The 18,781-nt window shown below is 70.1% G+C and carries 17 protein-coding genes; 8 read left to right on the forward strand and 9 right to left on the reverse strand.

What is annotated here, in order from left to right; all coding sequences use genetic code 11:
- Window positions 1-50: 50 nt before the first annotated feature.
- The 3 genes from ACFY0T_RS38525 to ACFY0T_RS38535 all read right to left on the reverse strand — a co-directional run bounded on the left by ACFY0T_RS38525 (window position 51) and on the right by ACFY0T_RS38535 (window position 4,100).
- Window positions 51-209, reverse strand: a complete 159-nt coding sequence (locus ACFY0T_RS38525; protein WP_388881839.1) for a hypothetical protein — start codon at window positions 207-209, stop codon at window positions 51-53.
- A 163-nt stretch (window positions 210-372) separates the two neighbouring features.
- A complete protein-coding gene (locus tag ACFY0T_RS38530) occupies window positions 373-3,453 on the reverse strand; it encodes a BTAD domain-containing putative transcriptional regulator (protein WP_388881842.1) in 3,081 nt (1,026 codons plus the stop codon).
- A 260-nt stretch (window positions 3,454-3,713) separates the two neighbouring features.
- The gene (locus ACFY0T_RS38535) at window positions 3,714-4,100 is read right to left on the reverse strand and encodes a VOC family protein (RefSeq protein WP_388881845.1); all 387 of its coding nucleotides are present in this window, start codon (window positions 4,098-4,100) and stop codon (window positions 3,714-3,716) included.
- Window positions 4,101-4,170: 70 nt separating this feature from the next.
- Between ACFY0T_RS38535 and ACFY0T_RS38540 the strand changes: the two genes are divergently transcribed.
- Window positions 4,171-4,713: a GNAT family N-acetyltransferase gene (locus ACFY0T_RS38540; RefSeq protein ID WP_388881848.1), complete on the forward strand. Its 543-nt coding sequence runs from the start codon at window positions 4,171-4,173 to the stop codon at window positions 4,711-4,713.
- Window positions 4,714-4,776: 63 nt separating this feature from the next.
- Here ACFY0T_RS38540 and ACFY0T_RS38545 read toward each other — a convergent pair whose 3' ends face one another.
- Window positions 4,777-5,460, reverse strand: coding sequence for a glycerophosphodiester phosphodiesterase (locus ACFY0T_RS38545; RefSeq protein WP_388881851.1), 684 nt, complete (start codon window positions 5,458-5,460; stop codon window positions 4,777-4,779).
- A gap of 296 nt (window positions 5,461-5,756) precedes the next feature.
- On the opposite strand from ACFY0T_RS38545, the gene ACFY0T_RS38550 reads away from it, so the two are divergent.
- From ACFY0T_RS38550 to ACFY0T_RS38575, 6 genes are all read left to right on the forward strand, one after another.
- Complete coding sequence (locus ACFY0T_RS38550; protein ID WP_388881853.1) at window positions 5,757-6,824, forward strand: alpha/beta hydrolase; 1,068 nt, start codon at window positions 5,757-5,759, stop codon at window positions 6,822-6,824.
- A 57-nt stretch (window positions 6,825-6,881) separates the two neighbouring features.
- Entirely contained in the window at window positions 6,882-8,279 is a 1,398-nt protein-coding gene (locus ACFY0T_RS38555) for a DUF6421 family protein (protein ID WP_388881856.1), read from the forward strand.
- Between the two features lie 35 nt (window positions 8,280-8,314).
- Window positions 8,315-9,067, forward strand: coding sequence for an SDR family NAD(P)-dependent oxidoreductase (locus ACFY0T_RS38560; protein WP_388881859.1), 753 nt, complete (start codon window positions 8,315-8,317; stop codon window positions 9,065-9,067).
- Window positions 9,064-10,137 (forward strand): threonine aldolase family protein, encoded by a 1,074-nt coding sequence (locus ACFY0T_RS38565; protein WP_388881862.1) that lies wholly within the window; start codon window positions 9,064-9,066, stop codon window positions 10,135-10,137. Before ACFY0T_RS38560 ends, ACFY0T_RS38565 begins: the two co-directional genes overlap by 4 nt.
- 80 nt (window positions 10,138-10,217) lie before the next feature.
- Window positions 10,218-10,811, forward strand: coding sequence for a transglutaminase domain-containing protein (locus ACFY0T_RS38570; protein ID WP_388881865.1), 594 nt, complete (start codon window positions 10,218-10,220; stop codon window positions 10,809-10,811).
- A gap of 22 nt (window positions 10,812-10,833) precedes the next feature.
- Entirely contained in the window at window positions 10,834-11,541 is a 708-nt protein-coding gene (locus ACFY0T_RS38575) for a B3/4 domain-containing protein (RefSeq protein ID WP_388881868.1), read from the forward strand.
- Between the two features lie 214 nt (window positions 11,542-11,755).
- Here ACFY0T_RS38575 and ACFY0T_RS38580 read toward each other — a convergent pair whose 3' ends face one another.
- The 4 genes from ACFY0T_RS38580 to ACFY0T_RS38595 all read right to left on the reverse strand — a co-directional run bounded on the left by ACFY0T_RS38580 (window position 11,756) and on the right by ACFY0T_RS38595 (window position 15,811).
- On the reverse strand, window positions 11,756-12,406 hold the full coding sequence (locus ACFY0T_RS38580; protein WP_388881871.1) for a response regulator transcription factor: 651 nt from the start codon (window positions 12,404-12,406) through the stop codon (window positions 11,756-11,758).
- Window positions 12,312-13,925: a sensor histidine kinase gene (locus ACFY0T_RS38585; protein WP_388881874.1), complete on the reverse strand. Its 1,614-nt coding sequence runs from the start codon at window positions 13,923-13,925 to the stop codon at window positions 12,312-12,314. Before ACFY0T_RS38585 ends, ACFY0T_RS38580 begins: the two co-directional genes overlap by 95 nt.
- 22 nt (window positions 13,926-13,947) lie before the next feature.
- Window positions 13,948-14,283, reverse strand: coding sequence for a response regulator transcription factor (locus tag ACFY0T_RS38590; protein ID WP_388881877.1), 336 nt, complete (start codon window positions 14,281-14,283; stop codon window positions 13,948-13,950).
- Window positions 14,284-14,383: 100 nt separating this feature from the next.
- A complete protein-coding gene (locus tag ACFY0T_RS38595; protein WP_388881880.1) occupies window positions 14,384-15,811 on the reverse strand; it encodes a TRAP transporter substrate-binding protein in 1,428 nt (475 codons plus the stop codon).
- A gap of 143 nt (window positions 15,812-15,954) precedes the next feature.
- On the opposite strand from ACFY0T_RS38595, the gene ACFY0T_RS38600 reads away from it, so the two are divergent.
- Window positions 15,955-17,712 carry a histidine kinase gene (locus tag ACFY0T_RS38600; protein ID WP_388881883.1) on the forward strand — a complete coding sequence of 586 codons (1,758 nt, stop codon included), beginning with the start codon at window positions 15,955-15,957 and terminating at the stop codon, window positions 17,710-17,712.
- Between the two features lie 94 nt (window positions 17,713-17,806).
- Here the strand turns inward: ACFY0T_RS38600 and ACFY0T_RS38605 are convergent, their stop codons facing one another.
- Complete coding sequence (locus ACFY0T_RS38605) at window positions 17,807-18,652, reverse strand: hypothetical protein (protein ID WP_388881886.1); 846 nt, start codon at window positions 18,650-18,652, stop codon at window positions 17,807-17,809.
- Between the last annotated feature and the right edge of the window lie 129 nt (window positions 18,653-18,781).

Below are 18,781 nucleotides of genomic sequence, written 5' to 3' on the forward strand. Positions count from 1 at the left end.
GTCCGGCTCCGCACCAGCGGAGCCGGACCGGTCAGTCGACGGCGCGTACCTCAGTGCCAGTCCTCTTCGTCGGGGCTGACCGCCGTCGTGCCGGCCGGTCCGGCTCCGCTGTACGCCGCGGCCAGGGAACCTGCCGCGCCAAGTGCGCACAGGGCGATGATCCAGACCATCACTATCTGCCTGGCCGTCGTGCTCCAGATGTTCTGCATGGTGACCCCCGAGTGTGTTGCCGTAGCGAGTGCGGGTGAGGGGACGGCGCCGGGCGCCGTCCCCTTCGTTCGCAATCGAAACTAGAGACATGCGGCTTCGGACCACTATCGATTCGCCTTCGTCCCACGCTCCGCCGTGAGTCCCCGCCTCTCGCCGCATGTCTCAGCGGCGTCGCCCCGACGTCGCGGCCGCCGCCCGCGCCGTACTCGCGCGATCCGGCGACCCGCCCGCCATCGTGGACGTCTGCGCCGAGGGAAGCGCCGCGGCTCTTTCGGGGCCCAGCGCATCGAGGGCACGGTCGACCCGCTCCAGCCAGGGCTTCACATCGATACGGGCGAAGCAGTCCCGAGCCTCCGTCAGATGGCGCAGTGCGCTGGCGCGTTGGCCGCACTTCCCGCAGGCCTCGCCCAGCGCCAGCTTGATCTTCCCTTCCACCAGCGGATTGCTGACCTCGTCCGCCGCGTCGAGGGCCTGCGTCAGCGTCATCCTGGCCTGCTCCCAGCGGCCCGCCCCGAGCCGTGCCTCCCCGAGCGCCAGCAGCCCGTGCGCGAGCCCCAGCGTGTCGGAGTTGTCCTGCACGATCCGCACCATGCGCAGCAGGGCCTCCTCGGCCCGCGCGAAACGGCCCTGGGCCAGCAGCACCCGGCCCAGCCGGTGCGTGGCCAGCGCCACACTGCGCGAGCCGCCGTCACCGATGGCCTCGGCGACCCGGACGGACTCCCGGCTCAGCTCGGCCGCCCGGTCGACATCACCGCGGTCGAGCTCGATCTGCGCCATGTTGTTGAGCACATGGGCCTCCGAGGAGAGGTCACCCACCTCGCGGAAGACCCCGAGCGCCTCGGTGCTGCGGTTCATCGCTCTGGTCAGCTCGCCGCGCATCTCGTCGATCATCGCCATGCTGCGCAGCACCAGCGCCCGCCCGTGCCGCTCCCCGGCCCGTGTGTGCAGGGCGAGTGCGTCGGCGAAGCAGTCGTAGGCCTCCGGGAAGCGCCGCAGCCGCATCTCCAGCGCGCCCAGGATGTGCAGCATCGCGGCCTGTCCCCGGACGTTCCCTGCGGCCCGTGCCGCGGCGAGGGCGCGCTCCGCGCAGGCACGCCAGTCGTCGGTGTGGTCACGGGTCTCGAAGAGCACCACCGTGGACATGGTCAGATCCCAGGCCAGTTCGTCGAGGCCGAGTTCCGCCGCCTGCTCCACCACAGCGGACAGAGTGCGTCGCTCCGCCTCCAGCCACTGCAGCGGCCGGACGGCCAGATCGGCGGCCACGTCGTCGGGCAGCGGACGGCGCGGGGTCGTGCTGTGGATGACGCTGAAGTCACCTCCGTAGAAGCGCCGGTGGGCCAGCTCCGCCAGGGACAGCGCGCTGCGGAAGACCCGTTCGCGGGCGGCCCCCCGCTCCTGCTCGGACTCCTCGCCCTGGGCGCGCTCATAGGCGTACAGCCGCAGCAGGTTCTGGAAGCGGTAGCGCGGCCGGCCCCTCGCGTCCGTGCCGGCCACGTCCAGGAACTGGGCGTCGACCAGCTGCTCCAGAAGCCGCTCCGCCGCCGCGGGATCCGTGTCGACGAGCGCGGCGCTCAGCCACGGCGCGAAGTCGGGCACCTCCAGCAGACCGAGGAGCCGGTAGAGCCGGGCAGCTTCGTCGCTCAGGCATCGATAGCTCAGCGCGAAGCCCGCCCTGACCTGGGACTCGCCCTCGCTCAGCTCGTCCAGCCGGCGACGCTCGTCGCTGAGCAGCGAGACCAGCCGCGCTACCGTCCAGTGTGGCTTGGCGGCAAGCCGCGCCCCGGCGATCCTGAGCGCCAGCGGCAGCCGGTCGCACAGCTCCGCGACCCGGGTGACGGACGCGGGATCGTCGGCGACACGCCGCTCGCCGACGATGCGGCCGAGCAGCTCCGCCGCCTCGGGCCCGGTCAGCCGGCCCAGTTGCACCCGGCACCGCGGCGGCCAGGCGACCAGCTCGGCGAGCTGCTCCCGGCTGGTGATCAGCACAGAGCAGCCGGGGCTGCTCGGCAGCAGCGGCACGATGTGCGGGTACGAGTGCACATTGTCGAGCACCACGAGCACCCGCCGCTCGGCCAGGATGCTGCGATACAGCGAGGCCCGCTCCTCGAGGCCCACCGGGATCCGGTCGCCGGGCACGCCCAGCGAGCGCAGGAACCGGCCGAGGACCTCGCCGACCGGGGTCGGTTCGTGATGCTCGTCGTAACCGCGCAGATCCGCGAAGAGGTGCCCGTCGGGGAAGTGCTCGGAGACGCTGTGCGCCCAGTGCACGGCCAGACAGGTCTTGCCGAGCCCGCCGACGCCCGTGATGAGCCCGCCGGTCGGCCCGCGCACCTCGGCCGTACGCTCCAACAGGGCGTCCAGCAGCGCCATTTCCCTTACGCGGCCGGTGAAACCCGGTACGTCCGGCGGGAGTTCGAACGGCTTGCCCACCAGATCCCGCGGTTGTTCGTGCTCCGCGGCGGACGGCCCCCGCTCGCCCGCAGCCGGAGACACGTCGTCGTGCAGGATCGCGTCGTGCAATTCGCGAAGCGCCGGGCCCGGTTCGAGACCGAGTTCGTTGATGAACAGACGGCGCCCGAGGCGGAACGTTTCCATGGCCTCGGCCCGGCGGCCGGAACGGTACTGCGCGGTGATCAGATGATGCCGGGTGCGCTCGCGCATGGGGTGCGCGCGCACCGTGGCGTCCAGTTCCGGAATGATTCTCTGGTGATGACCGAGTTCCAGCTCGACGGCGATCGCGTCGTCATAGGTGTTGAGACGTAACTCCTCGAGGCGCCGTGCCTCGTCCTCCACCGCCGCTCCGGTCACCCCCGCCAGTGCGGGCCCGTGCCACAGGCGCAACGCCTCGGCGTAGTGCCGGGCGGCGTCGGACAGCCGCTTCTCCTGGACGGCGTGCTCGGCTCTGGAGACGAGCGCCGAGAATTCGAGGCTGTCCAGGTGATGTCCACTGGCGCGCAGCAGATATCCCGGGTGTGCCGTGACGATGACTTCCTCGGTGATTCCAGCTTTCCTGAATGATTTGCGCAAGGCGGCTATGCAAATCGATACCTGGGTACGTGCCGTGGCGGGCGGTTGGTCTCCCCAGACCGCGTCGACCAGCTTGTCGACCGATACCGTTCTCTCCGGATTCAACAACAAGAGTGCCAGAATGGTTCGATGACGCGGCCCGCCCACCTTCACCTGTCCGTCGTCCGAGAGCACGCTCAGCGGACCTAGAATCTTGAAGCGCAACGGCTTCTCCACTTGCCCTCCCCTGCTCCGAAGTCCCGGCCGGAGCTCGCGGGTGCCCCGTGATGGGCCATGGTTGATCCATTCTATGCATCACTGGATGTGGAATTGTTAATTCCAGCGGAAGGGCTGGATTTGGTTGTTTCTGAATACGCGTCAGTAAGGTTGATGTTGAGTAAAGGATTTTGTTTGCGGATCAATAATCCCGGCGAGTGTCGATTCCTGAACAAGGCTCAGCTTTCCCTGAACAGAGTTCAACCTTTTTGGAGAAGCCCTCAGGGCCGGTAGCGCAGCGGGTGATCCTCGGGGACTTCGACGAGCACGATCTCGGTGCCGTCCGGATCCGCGATCCACATCTCGATGAGCCCCCACGGCTCCTTCACCGGCGGCCGCAGCACCTCGACACCCGCGGCCGTCAGCTCCTCATGTGCCGCCGCCACGTCCGCGACCTGGAGCCACAGCTTGAGCGCGGGGGAGGGCGGGACCTCGGAGCGGCCCGCCACCTCCAGGAAGCCGCCGCCGAGGAAATAGACGGTCCCGCGCTCGGAGCCCGTGCCGAACTCGCGGTAGACGGCGAGACCCAGCCGCTCGCCGTAGAAGGTCCGGGAGCGCTCCGGGTCGGTGGGGCGCAGGAGGGTCCGGCTGCTCAGTACATGCACCATGCACCCGGAGCGTAGAGGAGGGTTAGGCTCGTCGATGCCCGAGCCGCGCCATCGAACGGAGAAACGCTCCATGGATACCGCCGCCGCCACCGGAATGACCTTCCGTGACGCCACCGATGCCGATGTGGACGCCCTGGTCGAGCTGATCGAGTCGGCGTACCGCGGGGACTCCAGCCGGACCGGCTGGACCACGGAGGCGGACATCCTGGAAGGCCAGAGGACCGACCCCGAGGGCGTGCTCGCGGTCATCAAGTCGCCCGACAGCCGGCTGCTGACCGTCGAGCGGGACGGCGCTGTCGTCGCCTGCTGCCAGCTCGAACACCGCGGCGACCACGCCTACTTCGGCATGTTCGCGGTCAGCCCCACGCTCCAGGGAGGCGGCCTCGGCAAGGTCATCATCGCCGAGGCGGAGCGGCACGCCTACGAGATCTGGGGCGTCGCGGAGATGCACATGACGGTGATCTCCGTACGCGACGACCTCATCGCCTGGTACGAGCGGCGCGGCTACCGCCGTACGGGAAAGATGACGCCCTTCCCGTACGGCGACGAGCGCTTCGGCATTCCGCAGCGCGACGACCTGCAGTTCGAGCTGCTGGTCAAGCCGTTGGCGTGACGCTCAGCCCGCTGGCGTGAGGCTCAAGCCGTTGGCGTGACGCTCAGGCCGCCGGCGTGACGCTCAGGCCGTGAAGCGGCCGGTGCGCTTGATCTCGGGGTAGTCGGTGGTCGCGCCGTCCAGCTCCAGGGCGCGCACCAGCCGCAGTTGGTCCTGGGTGTTCACCACCCAGCCGATGATCCGCAGATCGGCCTTGCGGGCGGCCTCGACGACCTCCAGGGTCAGCCGGCGGATGTTGAGGCAGACGGTCTCGGCGCCCGCTTCCGTGGCGCGCTCCACGACATCGATGCCATAGCGGCTCGCGATGAGCGCCGTGCGGACGCCCGGCACGAGGCGGGCGATCTCGGCGATCGCCTCGTCGTGGAACGACGACACCTCGACCCGCCCGACCAGGTCCCGCCGGTGCATGACCTCGGCCAGCGCACGCGCCGCCGACAGGTCCTTGATCTCGGCCTGCAGCGGCGTCGTGACGGCGTCCAGCACCTCCTCGAAGACGGGGACGCGCTCACCGCGTCCGGCGTCCAGCGCGCGCAGCTCTTCGAGCGTCTTCTCGGCGATCGGCCCCGAGCCGTCGGTCGTACGGTCCACGTCGGTGTCGTGCATGACGACGAGAGCGCCGTCCTTGCTCAGATGCAGATCGAGTTCGATCAGGTCGAGGCCCGCGTGCTGGGCGGCGATGAAGGAACGGAGGGTGTTCTCGGGTTCGACACCCATCACTCCGCGGTGACCGATGGTGAGGAAGTTCAAGATTCGACTCGCTTCCGTCGACGGCGGCTCGGCTCGCGCGTGGTTCCGACGGCGGCGCCCACGCGGCAAGGCCGCAGCCTAATGGCCCCGCTGTGCGATGTACCCGTTCGTACGCGGGGCAATGGGGTGTCTGGCAGGGAAGATCCGCGTCGGGTCGCCCGGATGGATCACTCCGGGGTGGGCGAGTCCCGCGACGGTTGACCAGGGCACCGCCCTTGCCACTTGCTGGACTGACGGTTAGTCATGTCTATCTCTTGGCAAGGGAGTTCGCCCGATCGCCCTGGAGAGGTGCCGTGATGTCCACCGAACCCACGCCCGACGTCCTCGCCCTCATCGACGCCGTCCGGGCCCACTTCCCGGACCTCGGGGGCACCGTCACCGACGCGGCCGAGGCCCGCCGCATCCTCGCCGCCGCGCCCGCCTGGCCCTTCGCGCCGCCGGCCGTGGGCTCGGTCGAGGACCGCGCGATACCGGGGCAGGAGGGGGCGCCGGACATTCCTGTACGCATCTATCGACCGGAGCCGGAGCCGGATACGGAGTCGGACCCGGCTGGGCCGCCCGCGCCCCGCCCCACCGTTGTCTTCTTCCACGGCGGTGGATGGGTCCTCGGCGGCCTGGACACGCACGACCCCATCGCGCGCGCCCTGTGCCGGGACGCCGGCGCGGCCGTCGTGTCGGTCGACTACCGGCTCGCGCCCGAGGCGCCGTTCCCCGCGGCCGTCCACGACGCGTACGCCGCGCTGTGCTGGGCCGCGGAGCACAGCGGCGAACTGGGCGGGGACCCGGGCGCGCTGGTGGTCGCGGGTGACAGCGCGGGCGGGAACCTCGCGGCCGTCGCCGCGTTGATCGCCCGCGACCGGGGCGGCCCGCAGCTCGCGCTCCAGGTGCTCGTCTATCCCGCCACCGACCTACGGCCGCGGGGCGGCGCACCCCGGTGGGACGGCGCGAGGTACTTCCTCACCCCGGCCCACGGCCGCTGGTTCCTCGAGCAGTACTTCGGGGCCGGCGGCGAGAGGCCCGCCGGCGAGGACCCAGGCGGCGATCGGGCGCACCCGCACGCCTCACCCCTCGTGGCCGATCTCCACGGCCTGCCGCCCGCCCACATCGTCACCGCGGGCTTCGACCTCCTGTGCGAGGAGGGCCGTGCGTACGCCGCGAAACTGCGGACGTCCGACGGCCGGGTCACGGAGAGCCACTACCCGGGCATGTTCCACGGGTTCTTCGGCTTCCCCGAGCTTCTCGCGGATGCCCGCGCCGCCCAGCGGCGCGTAGCGGAAGTAATCGCCTCCACGGTGTCCGACAGGAAAAAGAGCGGTGAAGGTGGGGGGTGCGCAGGACAATCTCCCGAGTCTCCTCTTGCGTGAAGGAACCTCGTATACATACGGTGTCCATACGAGAGGTTCTCCCGTGGAGGATGGGACATGACGGAAATTCTTGTGCAGGTGGGTACGGAGGAGCGGGTTCCTCCCGTGGCCAGGGTGGTGGAGCACCCGGCATGGCCCGTGCTCAAGGATGCCGTGGAGGAGATCCGGCCCTGGCAGTCCAAGGACGGCTCCATCGACTTCGAGGCGGAGGGCGCCCCCGACGCGTCCGACGCCGATCTGGCCGTACGCCGTGCCATAGACGCCATCGAGCAGCTCGCCCCGCTGCTGCCGCACGACGCGGCCTACCACGAGGCGCTCGTGAAGGACCTTCGGCGCTGGGCCGACGGCGGCTTCCAGGTGCCCGACTTCCTCGACTCGCTGCTGGCCTTCCAGCCCGCCGCGCACCGCGAGGACGGTCTCCAGCACCTGGTCGTCTTCCCGATGTACACGCAGAACGGCAATCCGAACCGCAACCTCGAAGCGGTCGTCCTGCGCATGGTGTGGCCCGACTGGCTGGCCGAACTGGAGCGCACCCGCTACGACAATCCGCTCTTCTGCGGCATCCGTTTCGAGGACTTCACCACGGGCTACGACACGAATTCGGCCGTTCTCTTCCCCGAGACCATCGCTGTGCGCGAGGCGCCCGAGCGCTTCTCCTGGGGCGGCATCTTCTGTGACCGCGAAGCCGCCCGCTTCCGCGCCGTCACGGACGCCGCCGTGGACATCCTGGGCCTGGAGCTGCCCGAGGACATCGCCTCCATGATCCATGACCAGCAGCGCTGCGAGCAGGCCTTCGTGCTCTGGGACATGGTCCACGACCGCACCCACAGCCACGGTGACCTGCCGTTCGACCCGTTCATGATCAAGCAGCGCCAGCCGTTCTGGATGTACGGCCTCGAGGAGCTGCGCTGCGACCTCACCGCCTTCAAGGAGGCCGTGAAGCTGGAGGCCGACGGCTTCCCGCAGGGCCGCGACGTGCAGTACGCGGTGCTCTTCGACCGGATGTTCCGCTTCCCCGTCACCGGCGAGCGCGTCCGCAACTACGACGGCCTCGGCGGCCAGCTTCTCTTCGCCTACCTGCACCAGCACGGCGTCGTCCGCTGGACCGACAACAAGCTGCACATCGACTGGCAGCGCGCCCCGCAGGTCACCAACGAGCTGTGCGCCGAGATCGAGGAGCTCTACCGGGCCGGCATCGACCGCCCCAAGCTCGTCCACTGGTTCAAGGCGTACGAGCTGGTCTCCACCTACCTCGCACCGCACCCTGGCTCCAAGTGGGCCAAGGGCCCCGACGCCCTCGACCTGACCCAGCCGCCACGCAAGCTCGTCGACGACGTGCTTCCGGACGAGTTTCCGCTGAGCATGTTCTATGAGGCGCTGTCCAAGAAACTGAAGAATGTGATCGCCTCCACCAAGGGCATCACGGCGGACGGCACCGAGCGGATCGCCGCGTGAGCGACCGCGTCAACACTGCTCAGCGGGAGGCAGACATGGGGAACGGGAACGGGCCACTGAGCGGTGCGGTGATCGCGGTGGCCGGCGCGGGTGGACCCGCCGGGCGCGCGACGCTCGTCCGGCTCGCCGAGGCGGGGGCGACCGTCGTCGGCTCGGACAACGACCCCGAGCGGCTCGCGGAGGCCGTGGACGCGGCCCGCTACGGGCACGGCGGCGCCACGGTCGTCGGGGACACGGTCGACCTGCTCGACCTGCAGTCGACCCGGGACTGGGCGACCCGCATCGAGAAGGACTTCGGCCGGGTCGACGGCCTCGTCCACCTCGTGGGCGGCTGGCGCGGCAGCGAGACGTTCACCAAGACGAGCCTCGACGACTGGGACTTCCTCGAGCTGCTGCTCATCCGCACCGTGCAGCACACCTCCCTCGCCTTCCACGAGGCGTTGCAGCGCAGCGATCGCGGCCGGTACGTCCTCATCAGCGCCGCGGGCGCGACCAAGCCCTCCGCGGGCAACGCCTCCTATGCCGCCGCCAAGGCCGCAGCCGAGGCGTGGACGCTGGCCCTGGCCGACTTCTTCCACAAGGCCGGGGGCGAGGCGGGCCCGACGTCGGCGGCTGCGATCCTGGTGGTCAAGGCACTGGTGCACGACGCCATGCGCGCCGAGCGCCCCAACGCGAAGTTCGCGGGCTTCACCGACGTCAAGGACCTGGCCGAGGCTATCGTCGGGGTCTGGGAGAAGTCCGCCGCCGAAGTGAACGGAAACCGTCTGTGGCTGACCGAGAAGCCGTGAACCCTCCGAAGACCGACGCCCGGCGTCACCACGACCCGGCCGTCCGCGGTTTCGCCAGTGACAACTACGCGGGGGCCCACCCCGAGGTGCTCGCCGCCGTGGCCCTGGCCAACGGCGGGCACCAGGTCGCGTACGGCGACGACGAGTACACGGCGAATCTCCAGCGGATCATCCGCAGCCACTTCGGTGCCACGGCCGAGGCCTTCCCGGTCTTCAACGGCACCGGAGCGAACGTGGTCGCGCTCCAGGCGGTCACCGACCGCTGGGGCGCGGTGATCTGCGCGGAGAGTGCGCACATCAACGTCGACGAGGGCGGCGCCCCCGAGCGCATGGGCGGCCTCAAGCTGCTCACCGTGCCCACACCCGACGGCAAGCTCACCCCTGAGCTGATCGACCGGCAGGCGTACGGCTGGGACGACGAGCACCGCGCGATGCCGCAGGTCGTCTCGATCACCCAGAGCACCGAACTCGGCACCCTCTACACGCCCGACGAGATCCGCGCGATCTGCGACCACGCCCACGCACACGGCATGAAGGTGCACCTGGACGGGTCCCGGATATCCAATGCGGCCGCCTCTCTGGACGTTCCGATGCGGACGTTCACCAACGCGGTCGGCGTCGACATCCTGTCGCTGGGCGGCACCAAGAACGGCGCGCTGTTCGGCGAGGCCATCGTCGTCCTCAACCAGGACGCCGTCAGCCACATGAAGCATCTGCGGAAGCTGTCCATGCAGCTCGCCTCCAAGATGCGCTTCGTCTCCGTACAGCTGGAGGCGCTGCTCGCCAAGGACCTGTGGCTGCGCAACGCCCGCCACTCGAACGAGATGGCGCAGCGGCTGGCCGAGGGCGTGCGCGCGGTGCACGGCGTGGAGATCCTCTATCCGGTCCAGGCCAACGCGGTCTTCGCCCGCCTGCCGCACGACGTGAGCGAGCGGCTGCAGAAGCGCTACCGCTTCTACTTCTGGGACGAGGCCGCGGGCGACGTCCGCTGGATGTGCTCCTTCGACACGACCGAGGACGATGTCGACGGGTTCGTGGCGGCCCTCAAGGAGGAGATGGCCCACCGCTAGCCCGGGAAGGCGTGCATAGATATACGGTCGATCGAAAAGTAATTGACTCTCGGTCGGCCGTATTCCTATGCTCTGCGGGCATGGAGCTCATCCAGGAAACCCCTGACCTGTCCGCCTATTTGGCCGCCGACGAGGTCATCGACCATCACCATCCGGTCGTCCGCGAGGTGGCCGCACGCCTGGCGAAGGGTGTGGCCGACTCGTATGCCTATGCGCAGGCTGCGTACAAATTCGTGCGCGACGCGATTCCGCACGCGCAGGACGCCGGTGACCTGCGCGTCACCTGGCGCGCCTCCGATGTCCTGGAGCAGCGCACCGGCATCTGTCACGCCAAGGCGCACGCGCTGGCCGCGCTGCTGCGGGCAGAAGACATTCCGACCGCCCTGTGCTACCAGTCGCTGCTGCACGACGACGGGAGCGGGTATGCCGTGCACGGACTGATCGCCGTCCGGTTCGACGGGGCCTGGCCCCGGCAGGACTGCCGGGGCAACAAGCCCGGCGTCGACGCGCAGTTCTCGCTCGACGGCGAGCGGCTGGCCTGGATTCCCGACCCGAAGTCCAGTGAGGTGGACTACCCGGTACTGTACGCTGAACCTCACCCGGCCGTTCTGCTCGCCCTCAAGGAGGCCCCGGACCGGCCGTCGCTGTGGCAGACGCTCCCCACCGCACTCTGAGGCAAGGCAGGCAAGGCAGACGATGACTCTCACGCTCACGGTGTCCGACGAGGTGCGCGCCCTCGCGCCCGGTTTCACCCACCTCGCCATCGAGGCCCACGCACTGGTCAACGGGCCCAGCACCGAGGGGACGTCGGCGCTGCTCGACGACGCGGCACGGCGTCTGGCTGTACGCCTGGACGGTCGGGCTCCGCACGAGGACCCGCACATGGCGGCTTGGCGCGAGGCGTACACGGCGTTCGGGTCCAAGCCGTCGCGCACCCGCAACTCCGCGGAGGCGCTGGCCAAGCGGGCCCTCTCGGACGGCGGACTGCCCCGGATCAATGTCCTCGTCGATGTCTACAACGCGATCAGCGTCGCCCATCTGATCCCGGTCGGCGGTGAGGACACCGACCACATCCAGGGCGGGATGCGCCTCGTGCGCGCCACCGGCGACGAGGACTTCGTGACCGTCGCGGGCGGCGAGGAGGTCGTCGAGCACCCCGACGCGGGCGAGGTGGTGTGGCGCGACGACGCGGGCGTGACCTGCCGCCGCTGGAACTGGCGCCAGGGACCGCGCACCCGGTTCACGGAGGAGTCCACCTCCGCGATCTTCCTCCTGGAGAGCCTGGCACCGATGCCGGTGGCCGACGTCGAGACGGCCGGCGCCGAACTCGCGGAGCTGCTGGAGAAGTTCAGCCCCGGGGCGCGGATCACCGTCCACGCCCCGGAGCAGGCGAGCCGGGGATGATCCGGACCGCTGCCCTGCGACGGCTGTCGCAGGAAGTTCACCTCGCGCCGGGCCCAGGCGCGCAGTAGCGCACCGAAGGCGTCTGGCACGGGCAGCTCGGGAAGCGCGAGCTCGCCCCGCGTGGTGGTGCCCACCCCGATGAACACCCGCGGCACATCGGGCCCGTGGTGCACATGCGTCAACCCGGCTGTGCACGCTCATGGGGAGCCAGGGCTCAGCGCGCGGCCTGGAGGTACTTCAGGACGGCGAGTACACGTCGGTGGTCGTCCGGCGACTGGTGCAGGTTCAGCTTCTGCAGGATCTGCCGGACATGGGCTTCCAGCGTCTTCGGACTCATCGACAGCTTTCCGGCGATGGCTGCGTTCGAACGCCCCTCGGCCATGAGCGCCAGAACCTCGAGTTCCCTCGCGGTGAGGCCCGCGAGGGGGCCGGGGTCGCGCGGCCGCCGCATCAGCGTGGTCACGATCGTGGGATCGATGACGCACTCGCCCTCGACGACGCGGCGCAACGCGTCAACGAGCAGGGCGACGTCCAGAACGCGCTCCTTGAGGAGATACCCGAGGTGTTCGGGCGCGTTGCTGATCAGACGCATGGCGTAGTGCGCCTCGAGGTACTGCGACAAGACGAGTACGCCGATGGAGGGATCCATGGATCGCAGCTGGTGGGCCGCGACGAGGCCCTCGTCGGTGTACGTCGGCGGCATCTTGATGTCCATGATCACCGCGTCGGGCACAGCGGATTCCAGCTTGCGCATCAGTGTGGCGGTGTTGTCAGCGGTCGCCACCACCTCGCAGCCGGCCTCTGCGAGCAGCCGCGCCAGACCGTCGCGGATCAGCATCGAGTCGTCCGCGATCACGATCTTCATCGGACATCCCCCGTTCGCGATCTCCATCTGACTCCGTCCCCTCGGCCGCGATCCTGGCCACGAGCAGTGTCCCGCCCGCGGCACCCCCGCCGACAGTGATGCTGCCACCCAAAGCCTCGACCCGGTCGGCGATCCCTCGCAGCCCCGAGCCCTGGGCGTCGGCACCGCCGCGGCCGTCGTCGGTCACGCGCACCACGATGGTGCCCGCCTCCGCGACGACCTCCACGCTCGCCCGCGTGGCCGCCGCGTGCTTGGCGATGTTCGTCAGTGCCTCGGCGCAGACGAAGTAGGCTGCAGCCTCGACCGGAGGCGGCAGTCGGCCGACCCCGACCGCCACCGAGACCGGCAGCCCGGCCCGGTCGGCGAGCAGTGGCAGCGCGGCGCCGAGTCCGCCCGCGGTAAGGCTCTGCGGCCTGATTCCCTGGGCGAACTGGGCGAGTTCGCGCCGGGCGGTGGCCACCTCGGCCAGCACCTCCGGCAGCGTGGCGCGCAGTTCCTCGCCCGCCTCGGCTTCGAAGGCGGCGAGATGGAGCCCTGCCTGGGCGAGGTGGCGTTGCGCACCTGTGGCCAGCTCCGCCTCCAGCGCCCGCCGCTGGGCGTCCGCCGCCTCCACGATGCGGCGGCGTGACGTGGCGAGCTCCGCGACGCGGGCGCGGATCTCTGCCCTCATGCGTGCGTTGGCGACGGCCAGACGCAGCGCCGCGGTGGCCCCATCGACCAGATGGTGGTCGTCCAGCACCGCGGGGTCGTGGATGAGTACGGCGATGGGCTCCCTGTCGTTCTCGACAGTCGTCGCCACCCGCCCCGCGGCGCGCCGGTCGACGTCGAGCGGCCGGCCGGCCTCGTCGACGTACGCATGCTGCCACGGCACCCAGTAACCCAGTGTCAGGCCGGGATCGCCCAGCGCCCGGGCCAGCTGGGCCTGCAGTCCCGCGGTGTCCGTGCGCAGACCGAGCTGCGTGACGAGGTCGGCGACGGTGGCCTCGGTCCAGCGCCCGTACAGCAGATCCACCGTCAGCCAGGTCACCACCAGGCAGACGGCCGCGTCGTAGACCAGCAGGACAGCGCGGTCCGCGCCCCACTCCAGCAGCACGTTGGCGCTGCCCAGCGCCAGCACGCCGGCGAAGACCAGCGCGGCGGCCAGCGCCGACCGCCCTGCCCTCCGGGCGGGGCCCGACGTCCGGGCGAAGACGTCGAGAGCGGCCGCGACGACGAGAGCTGACAGTCCCGCAGTCAGCCACGGCGTCCGTACGAAGCCCTCGTAGCCCGCCGCCACGTAGGCGGCGAGGACCACGGCAGTGGCCGGCCGCCGGTGCAGCCGCCCGATCGGATAGGACAGGTGCAGATGGACCAGCGGTCCCCGGTGGAGGAACACCAGGCCGGGGAAGGCGCTGCCCAGGAACCAGCACGCCCCGGCCACCGCCATGAGCAAGCCGACACGGCTGCGCCGCCTGCCCGTCCAGGCCATCGCCCCCGAGCCGAGAAGCACCGTGCCGACCGCGGCGTCGGCCACAGACAACACCCGATCCTGCATGGCGTGCTCACCCCGCCAGCGCCAAGAGCGCGGTGCCCGACAGTCTGTCCTTGGGTATGAACCCGCGAGCGGCACTTCGGTTGAGCCGGTCTGCATAAGACGTGGCGTCGCGGCTGGAGGTGAGGACGACCGCGGGCCGCTCCCGCCCACGTTCGGTCAGGCGCGCACAGACCTCGAAGCCATCGAGGTCCGGCAGCACGATGTCCAGCAGCACGATCTCGGGGTCCAGTCGCTCGGCTGCGAAAACGGCTGACGCGCCGTCTGCGGCCTCCCCGACCACGTCGAACCCCTCCGCCTCCAACAGCGCCCTGGCGAAGGTACGGAAGCCTGCGTGATCATCCACGATCAGAAGCGTCGGGGCCACGGCCCGATGGTGACAGCAAGGATGACGGCCGCGCATCAGGGTTGCCCCCGATGCGCAGCCGCACCGCCGCGGGGCCCGTTCAACGGGCCACCGCCGTCTTGACCCAGGGCTGCTTGGAGCCGCCGAAGGTCACGGCATAGCCTCCGCAGTCCGTGCAGTCGAAGTTGTCGAAGGTGAGCTGGTCGCCGTCGAGGCGGAAGGTGGCGTTGAACGTGAACAACCCGGCGAGATGGATCCGGTCGCGGAACGTCTGATAGGGCCACCGCTCGGTCTCGCCGTTGGGGTCGGTCTTGGTGAGGATTCCGTTCTCGAAGGCCAGGGTCCACGTGCCGTTCGGCGGACGCACGGTCCAGGTCTCGTCTCCCGGCCAGTGCCGCCAGTCCCGGTCGGCCATGGTGCGCGTCCACGTCCCTTCGAGCGCACTGACCGTGGTGGACCTGTCGGGGCATGAGGCGGTGTCAGGTCCCACGCCGGTCGTCTCCTTGAGGTACTGGATCTGCTCGAGCCAGTCCGCCGTGCGCGTGTCCTTGCGCAGCCTGGCATAGACCGGCTTCAGGGCCGACTCCATGGCTTCGAGGTCGGCGGCGGACGACGCCGGGAACTTCATTCCCAGCCTGCACAGGGTGGGCGCGGACTCCCGGTCCTCGGCCCGGGAGACATCCACCGCCTGCGTGATCGTCTGCTCGAGCGCACTCGTGAGGACGGCCCGCTGCTGCGCGGAGAGCCTGTTCTGGCTCGCCTTGCCCATGACGACCACGAGGGGGCGCGGCCACAGATCGACATTGCCGGTGACGTACTTGGCATCGCGGTCGTGGTGCCTGCCCACGACGGCGCCGAGTTGCATCTGAACGCCGCCGTAGGAGCTGAGATCGGTGCTCGCGGGTGCCGTGACGGGAGTCGCCCCCAGGGCCCGCAGGCTTTCGTCCATCAGGGCCGAATCCTGACTGACGATCTTCTCGCCTTCGAGAGCGTCCGGGTTCACCAGGGGCTCGCGGGTACCCACCAGCCGTGTCAGGGGCCCCGGCAGCACACCGATGCCGACGACACCGGCCTTTCCCACTCCGCGGAGCATCTTCGCCGGAATGCCGGCCTCGAACACCTTCGTCTCCAGCTCGTAGCTGTCCACCAGCATGGGCGCCAACAGTGCCTGGAAGTCCGTGACGCCGACCCGGTCGAACGAGCGGGCTCCCACCCAGGCCATGTCAGCCTTGCCCTTGCGGATGTCGTCGAGTGTTGCCACCTCCGGCCGGGCCTCTCCTTCGCGCCACTCGTCCCGGAACCTGATCCTGACCGTCCCCTTGGACAACTGGTCGACACGCTTGACCCAGGCCACCAACTGCGGCGGCTCAATGGCTCCGCCGGGGTTGGCGAGGGTGAGCACGGTGGCCTCGGCGCCGGCATGCCCTCCGGCCCGATCGGGTGACGGAGTCGAGCATCCCGCCGAGACCAGCAGTGCTCCCACAACTGCCGCCGCGGCGGCCCACGTTCCTGGTTTCTGCCGTTTCACTGGGGCACCTCCCATCGATGCCCACGACGCTAGGAACGTCCCTCGAGCGGGACATCGGGGCTGTCCCCGCAACAGGCCACGGCCAGAATCAGGGACAGCCCTCTCCCAAAACAAGGCCCGTCCCGGGACCATCGTCCCGACAGATGAACGAGTCGCTTGCCGGGGACATGCCGATGCCGACACGCCTGCTGCTGTTCGGGCTGGGAGCCGCTCTCAGCCTGGTCACCGTGGTGATCGCCCGGGCGGAGCGGGGCTTCTCGACGGCGCTTACGACATCGCACGGCCTGACCGCCCTGCTGGGTGCCGGCTGGGCCCTGCTGATCGGTGCTCTCACTCTCGGCCGGCGAACTTCCGGTCGACGAACGGGACTGCTGCTGTTTCTGGCGGCATACGCCTGGTTCCTGCCGGAGTGGGACAACCCGGGGACGACCTCGTCGGCCGTGTTCTCCCTCGGGCTCGCCCTCAACGCGGCCTGCCCGGCGGTGGTGGGGCACGTGGCGCTGGCCTACCCCAGTGGCCGCCTCGGGTCACGGCCCGCCCGTGCGCTCGCGGCGGCAGGCTACGCGATCACCGTGGGCGTACAAGGAGTGGGCACGGCCGCGTACTTCCGACCCCAAGCGGAAGGCTGCTCGGAGTGCCCACGCAACTGGTGGGCAGTCGTCGACGCCTCGGCTCGCGCACAGAGCATCGCATCGCTGGGTGTACAGGCGGGCACGGCCTGGCTGCTGGCGCTCATCGTCTTCCTCGCCTGCCGCCTGCTCACATCGAGTCCGGCCGCACGGCGGTCCACACGCCTGCCGACGCTGTGTGCCCTCGGCTACTTCACGGCCGTGGCCGTCTCCTACATCCGCAGCCTGGACCGCGGCTTCCTCGGCTTCGACGCGCGTGATGGCCAACTCTGGCAGGCGCAGGCCGGGGCGCTGTGCCTGCTGGCGGCCGCAATGATCGGAGAGCTGGTCCGGGCCCGACTGAGGCAGCGCGAGCTGACCCGCCTGGTGATCGACCTGGGCGGCACGGCCACCCCGAGCACGTTGCGCGACGTGATCGCCGAACGCCTCGGCGACCCGGACCTACAGATCGCCTATCCAGTCGGCGCCGGCAACCGTCATGTCGACGCAGCGACCAACCCGGTCGCCCTGCCCCCGCCGACCGGCAGAGCTGCCACCACGCTCCGCCGCGGCGACTCGCACATCGCCACCCTGATCCACCGCCCCGACCTGCTGGACAGCCCGAGTACGATCGACGACCTCCTGTCCGGCGTCCACATGGCCCTGGAGCACGAGCGTCTCCACGCCGAAAGCCTCGCTCAGCTCGCCGCCCTGCGCGCCTCGGGCGCCCGCATCGTCACCGCCGGCGACGAGGAGCGGCGCCGCCTGGAGCGCGATCTGCACGACGGCGCCCAACAGCGCCTTGTAGGCCTGGCCTTGGGGCTGCGGCTGCTCCGGATGCGCGCGAGAACCCCGGCACCCCACCTGGACCAGGCCGAGGCGGAGCTCGAGCAGGCCATCTCCGAGCTCAGACGGCTGGCGCGCGGACTTTACCCGGTCCTGCTCAAGGAGGCCGGCCTTGCCGTCGCCCTCGAAGCACTGGGCCAAACCCGAGACCTTCGCATCGAAGATGTCCCACGCGTGCGCTACCCCGATGTCCTGGAATCCACGGTGTACCTGGTGGTGGCTCGGCTGAGCGAGAACAGGCCGACGAGGGTCTCCGTCGACAGATGCCATGGACAACTGATCACATACGTCGCGGTGACAGGCGAGATGCCGGACCTCGCTGACCTGGCCGATCGGATCACCACGCTCGAAGGCGCGCTCACCTCCCGCACCGAGCAGGGCGAGACTCGAGTGACCGTCCAGCTTCCACTGCGCGGTACGGGCCCCGTCGCCGTCGCCGATCCATAGTCGGCCCGGCTCGTCATCGACAGCCTCGGGCTGGTCTTGTTCCTCTTCGACCCTGGCACCGGTGGAGGGCCGCAAGGCGGTGGAAGAGGTGCAGTCAGCAGAGGTCGGGAAGCCCGAGGTGGACGAGAACTGGGTCGCGGTCTCGGGTGGGCCGAAAGGCAGCGTCGCGGTGCGCATCGTGCGCCGCAAGGGGGCCGTCGGCCCACTGCTCGCGGTCTTGTGCATCCATGGCGCCGGGTGGGCCCAGGAGGCCGGACCGCCGACTGATGGCACCGGCGGTCGCGGTCGGCGCGACGACGGAGCGTTTCTCGGCGTCGGCGAGGGCGAAGTCACGCAGGACGACGAGGAACGGGACCGATGCCTTCGGGTCGGCCGCGCGCCGGTGCATGAGCACCTGGCACGTGGTGGACTTGCCGCACCCCCGATCACCGAGCAACACGGTTCGGTCGACGGCCCGTTCGAACTCCGCGATGCCGAGCGTCGGGCCGTCCTGCGCCACGCGGTTCTCGTCGAGCCGCTCGATGCCCGGGCTCACATGCAGGGCTTCTGTCGGCACGCGTCGCCGGCGCTCGAAGTCGGGTGGTTCCAGCGGCCCATGGGCGAAGGCGGCCTGGCGCCGACAGGCGGCGACGAACGCCTGGTCCGCCGCGAGGCAGGCGGAATCGCGCAGGGATAGCGCGCGCGTGTGCCTTTCCATCGCGCCGAGGACCGCCGTCACACGCGCCGAGAACGCCTCCTGACGGATCCGGCCCAGCGACTCCGGATCGGAGCCCGCCAACTGGCCCACCAACGTGGCGATTTTCAAGTCGCAGTAGTCGAAGAGCTCCGCGGCGAGGGCGCCCATCACCGGGTCGGCGTCCGGAAGGCGCTCCGCCATGGCAGACGGGCCCAGCACACCGCGGGCGCAGGACACATACGCCTCGCGCAGCCCATCGATCACTGATGCCGACGCGTCCGTGAGCCCGCAGCCACGGGGGCGGTTGCGGCGGGACTCGCGCCCCGTTCCCCGGACTTCCGCTCAATACGGGGAAGCTAGCCGTCGGCTGACGGAGCGTCCAGACGGCGTGGC

It is taken from the genome of Streptomyces sp. NPDC001530, assembly GCF_042894545.1.
GTDB lineage: Bacteria > Actinomycetota > Actinomycetes > Streptomycetales > Streptomycetaceae > Streptomyces.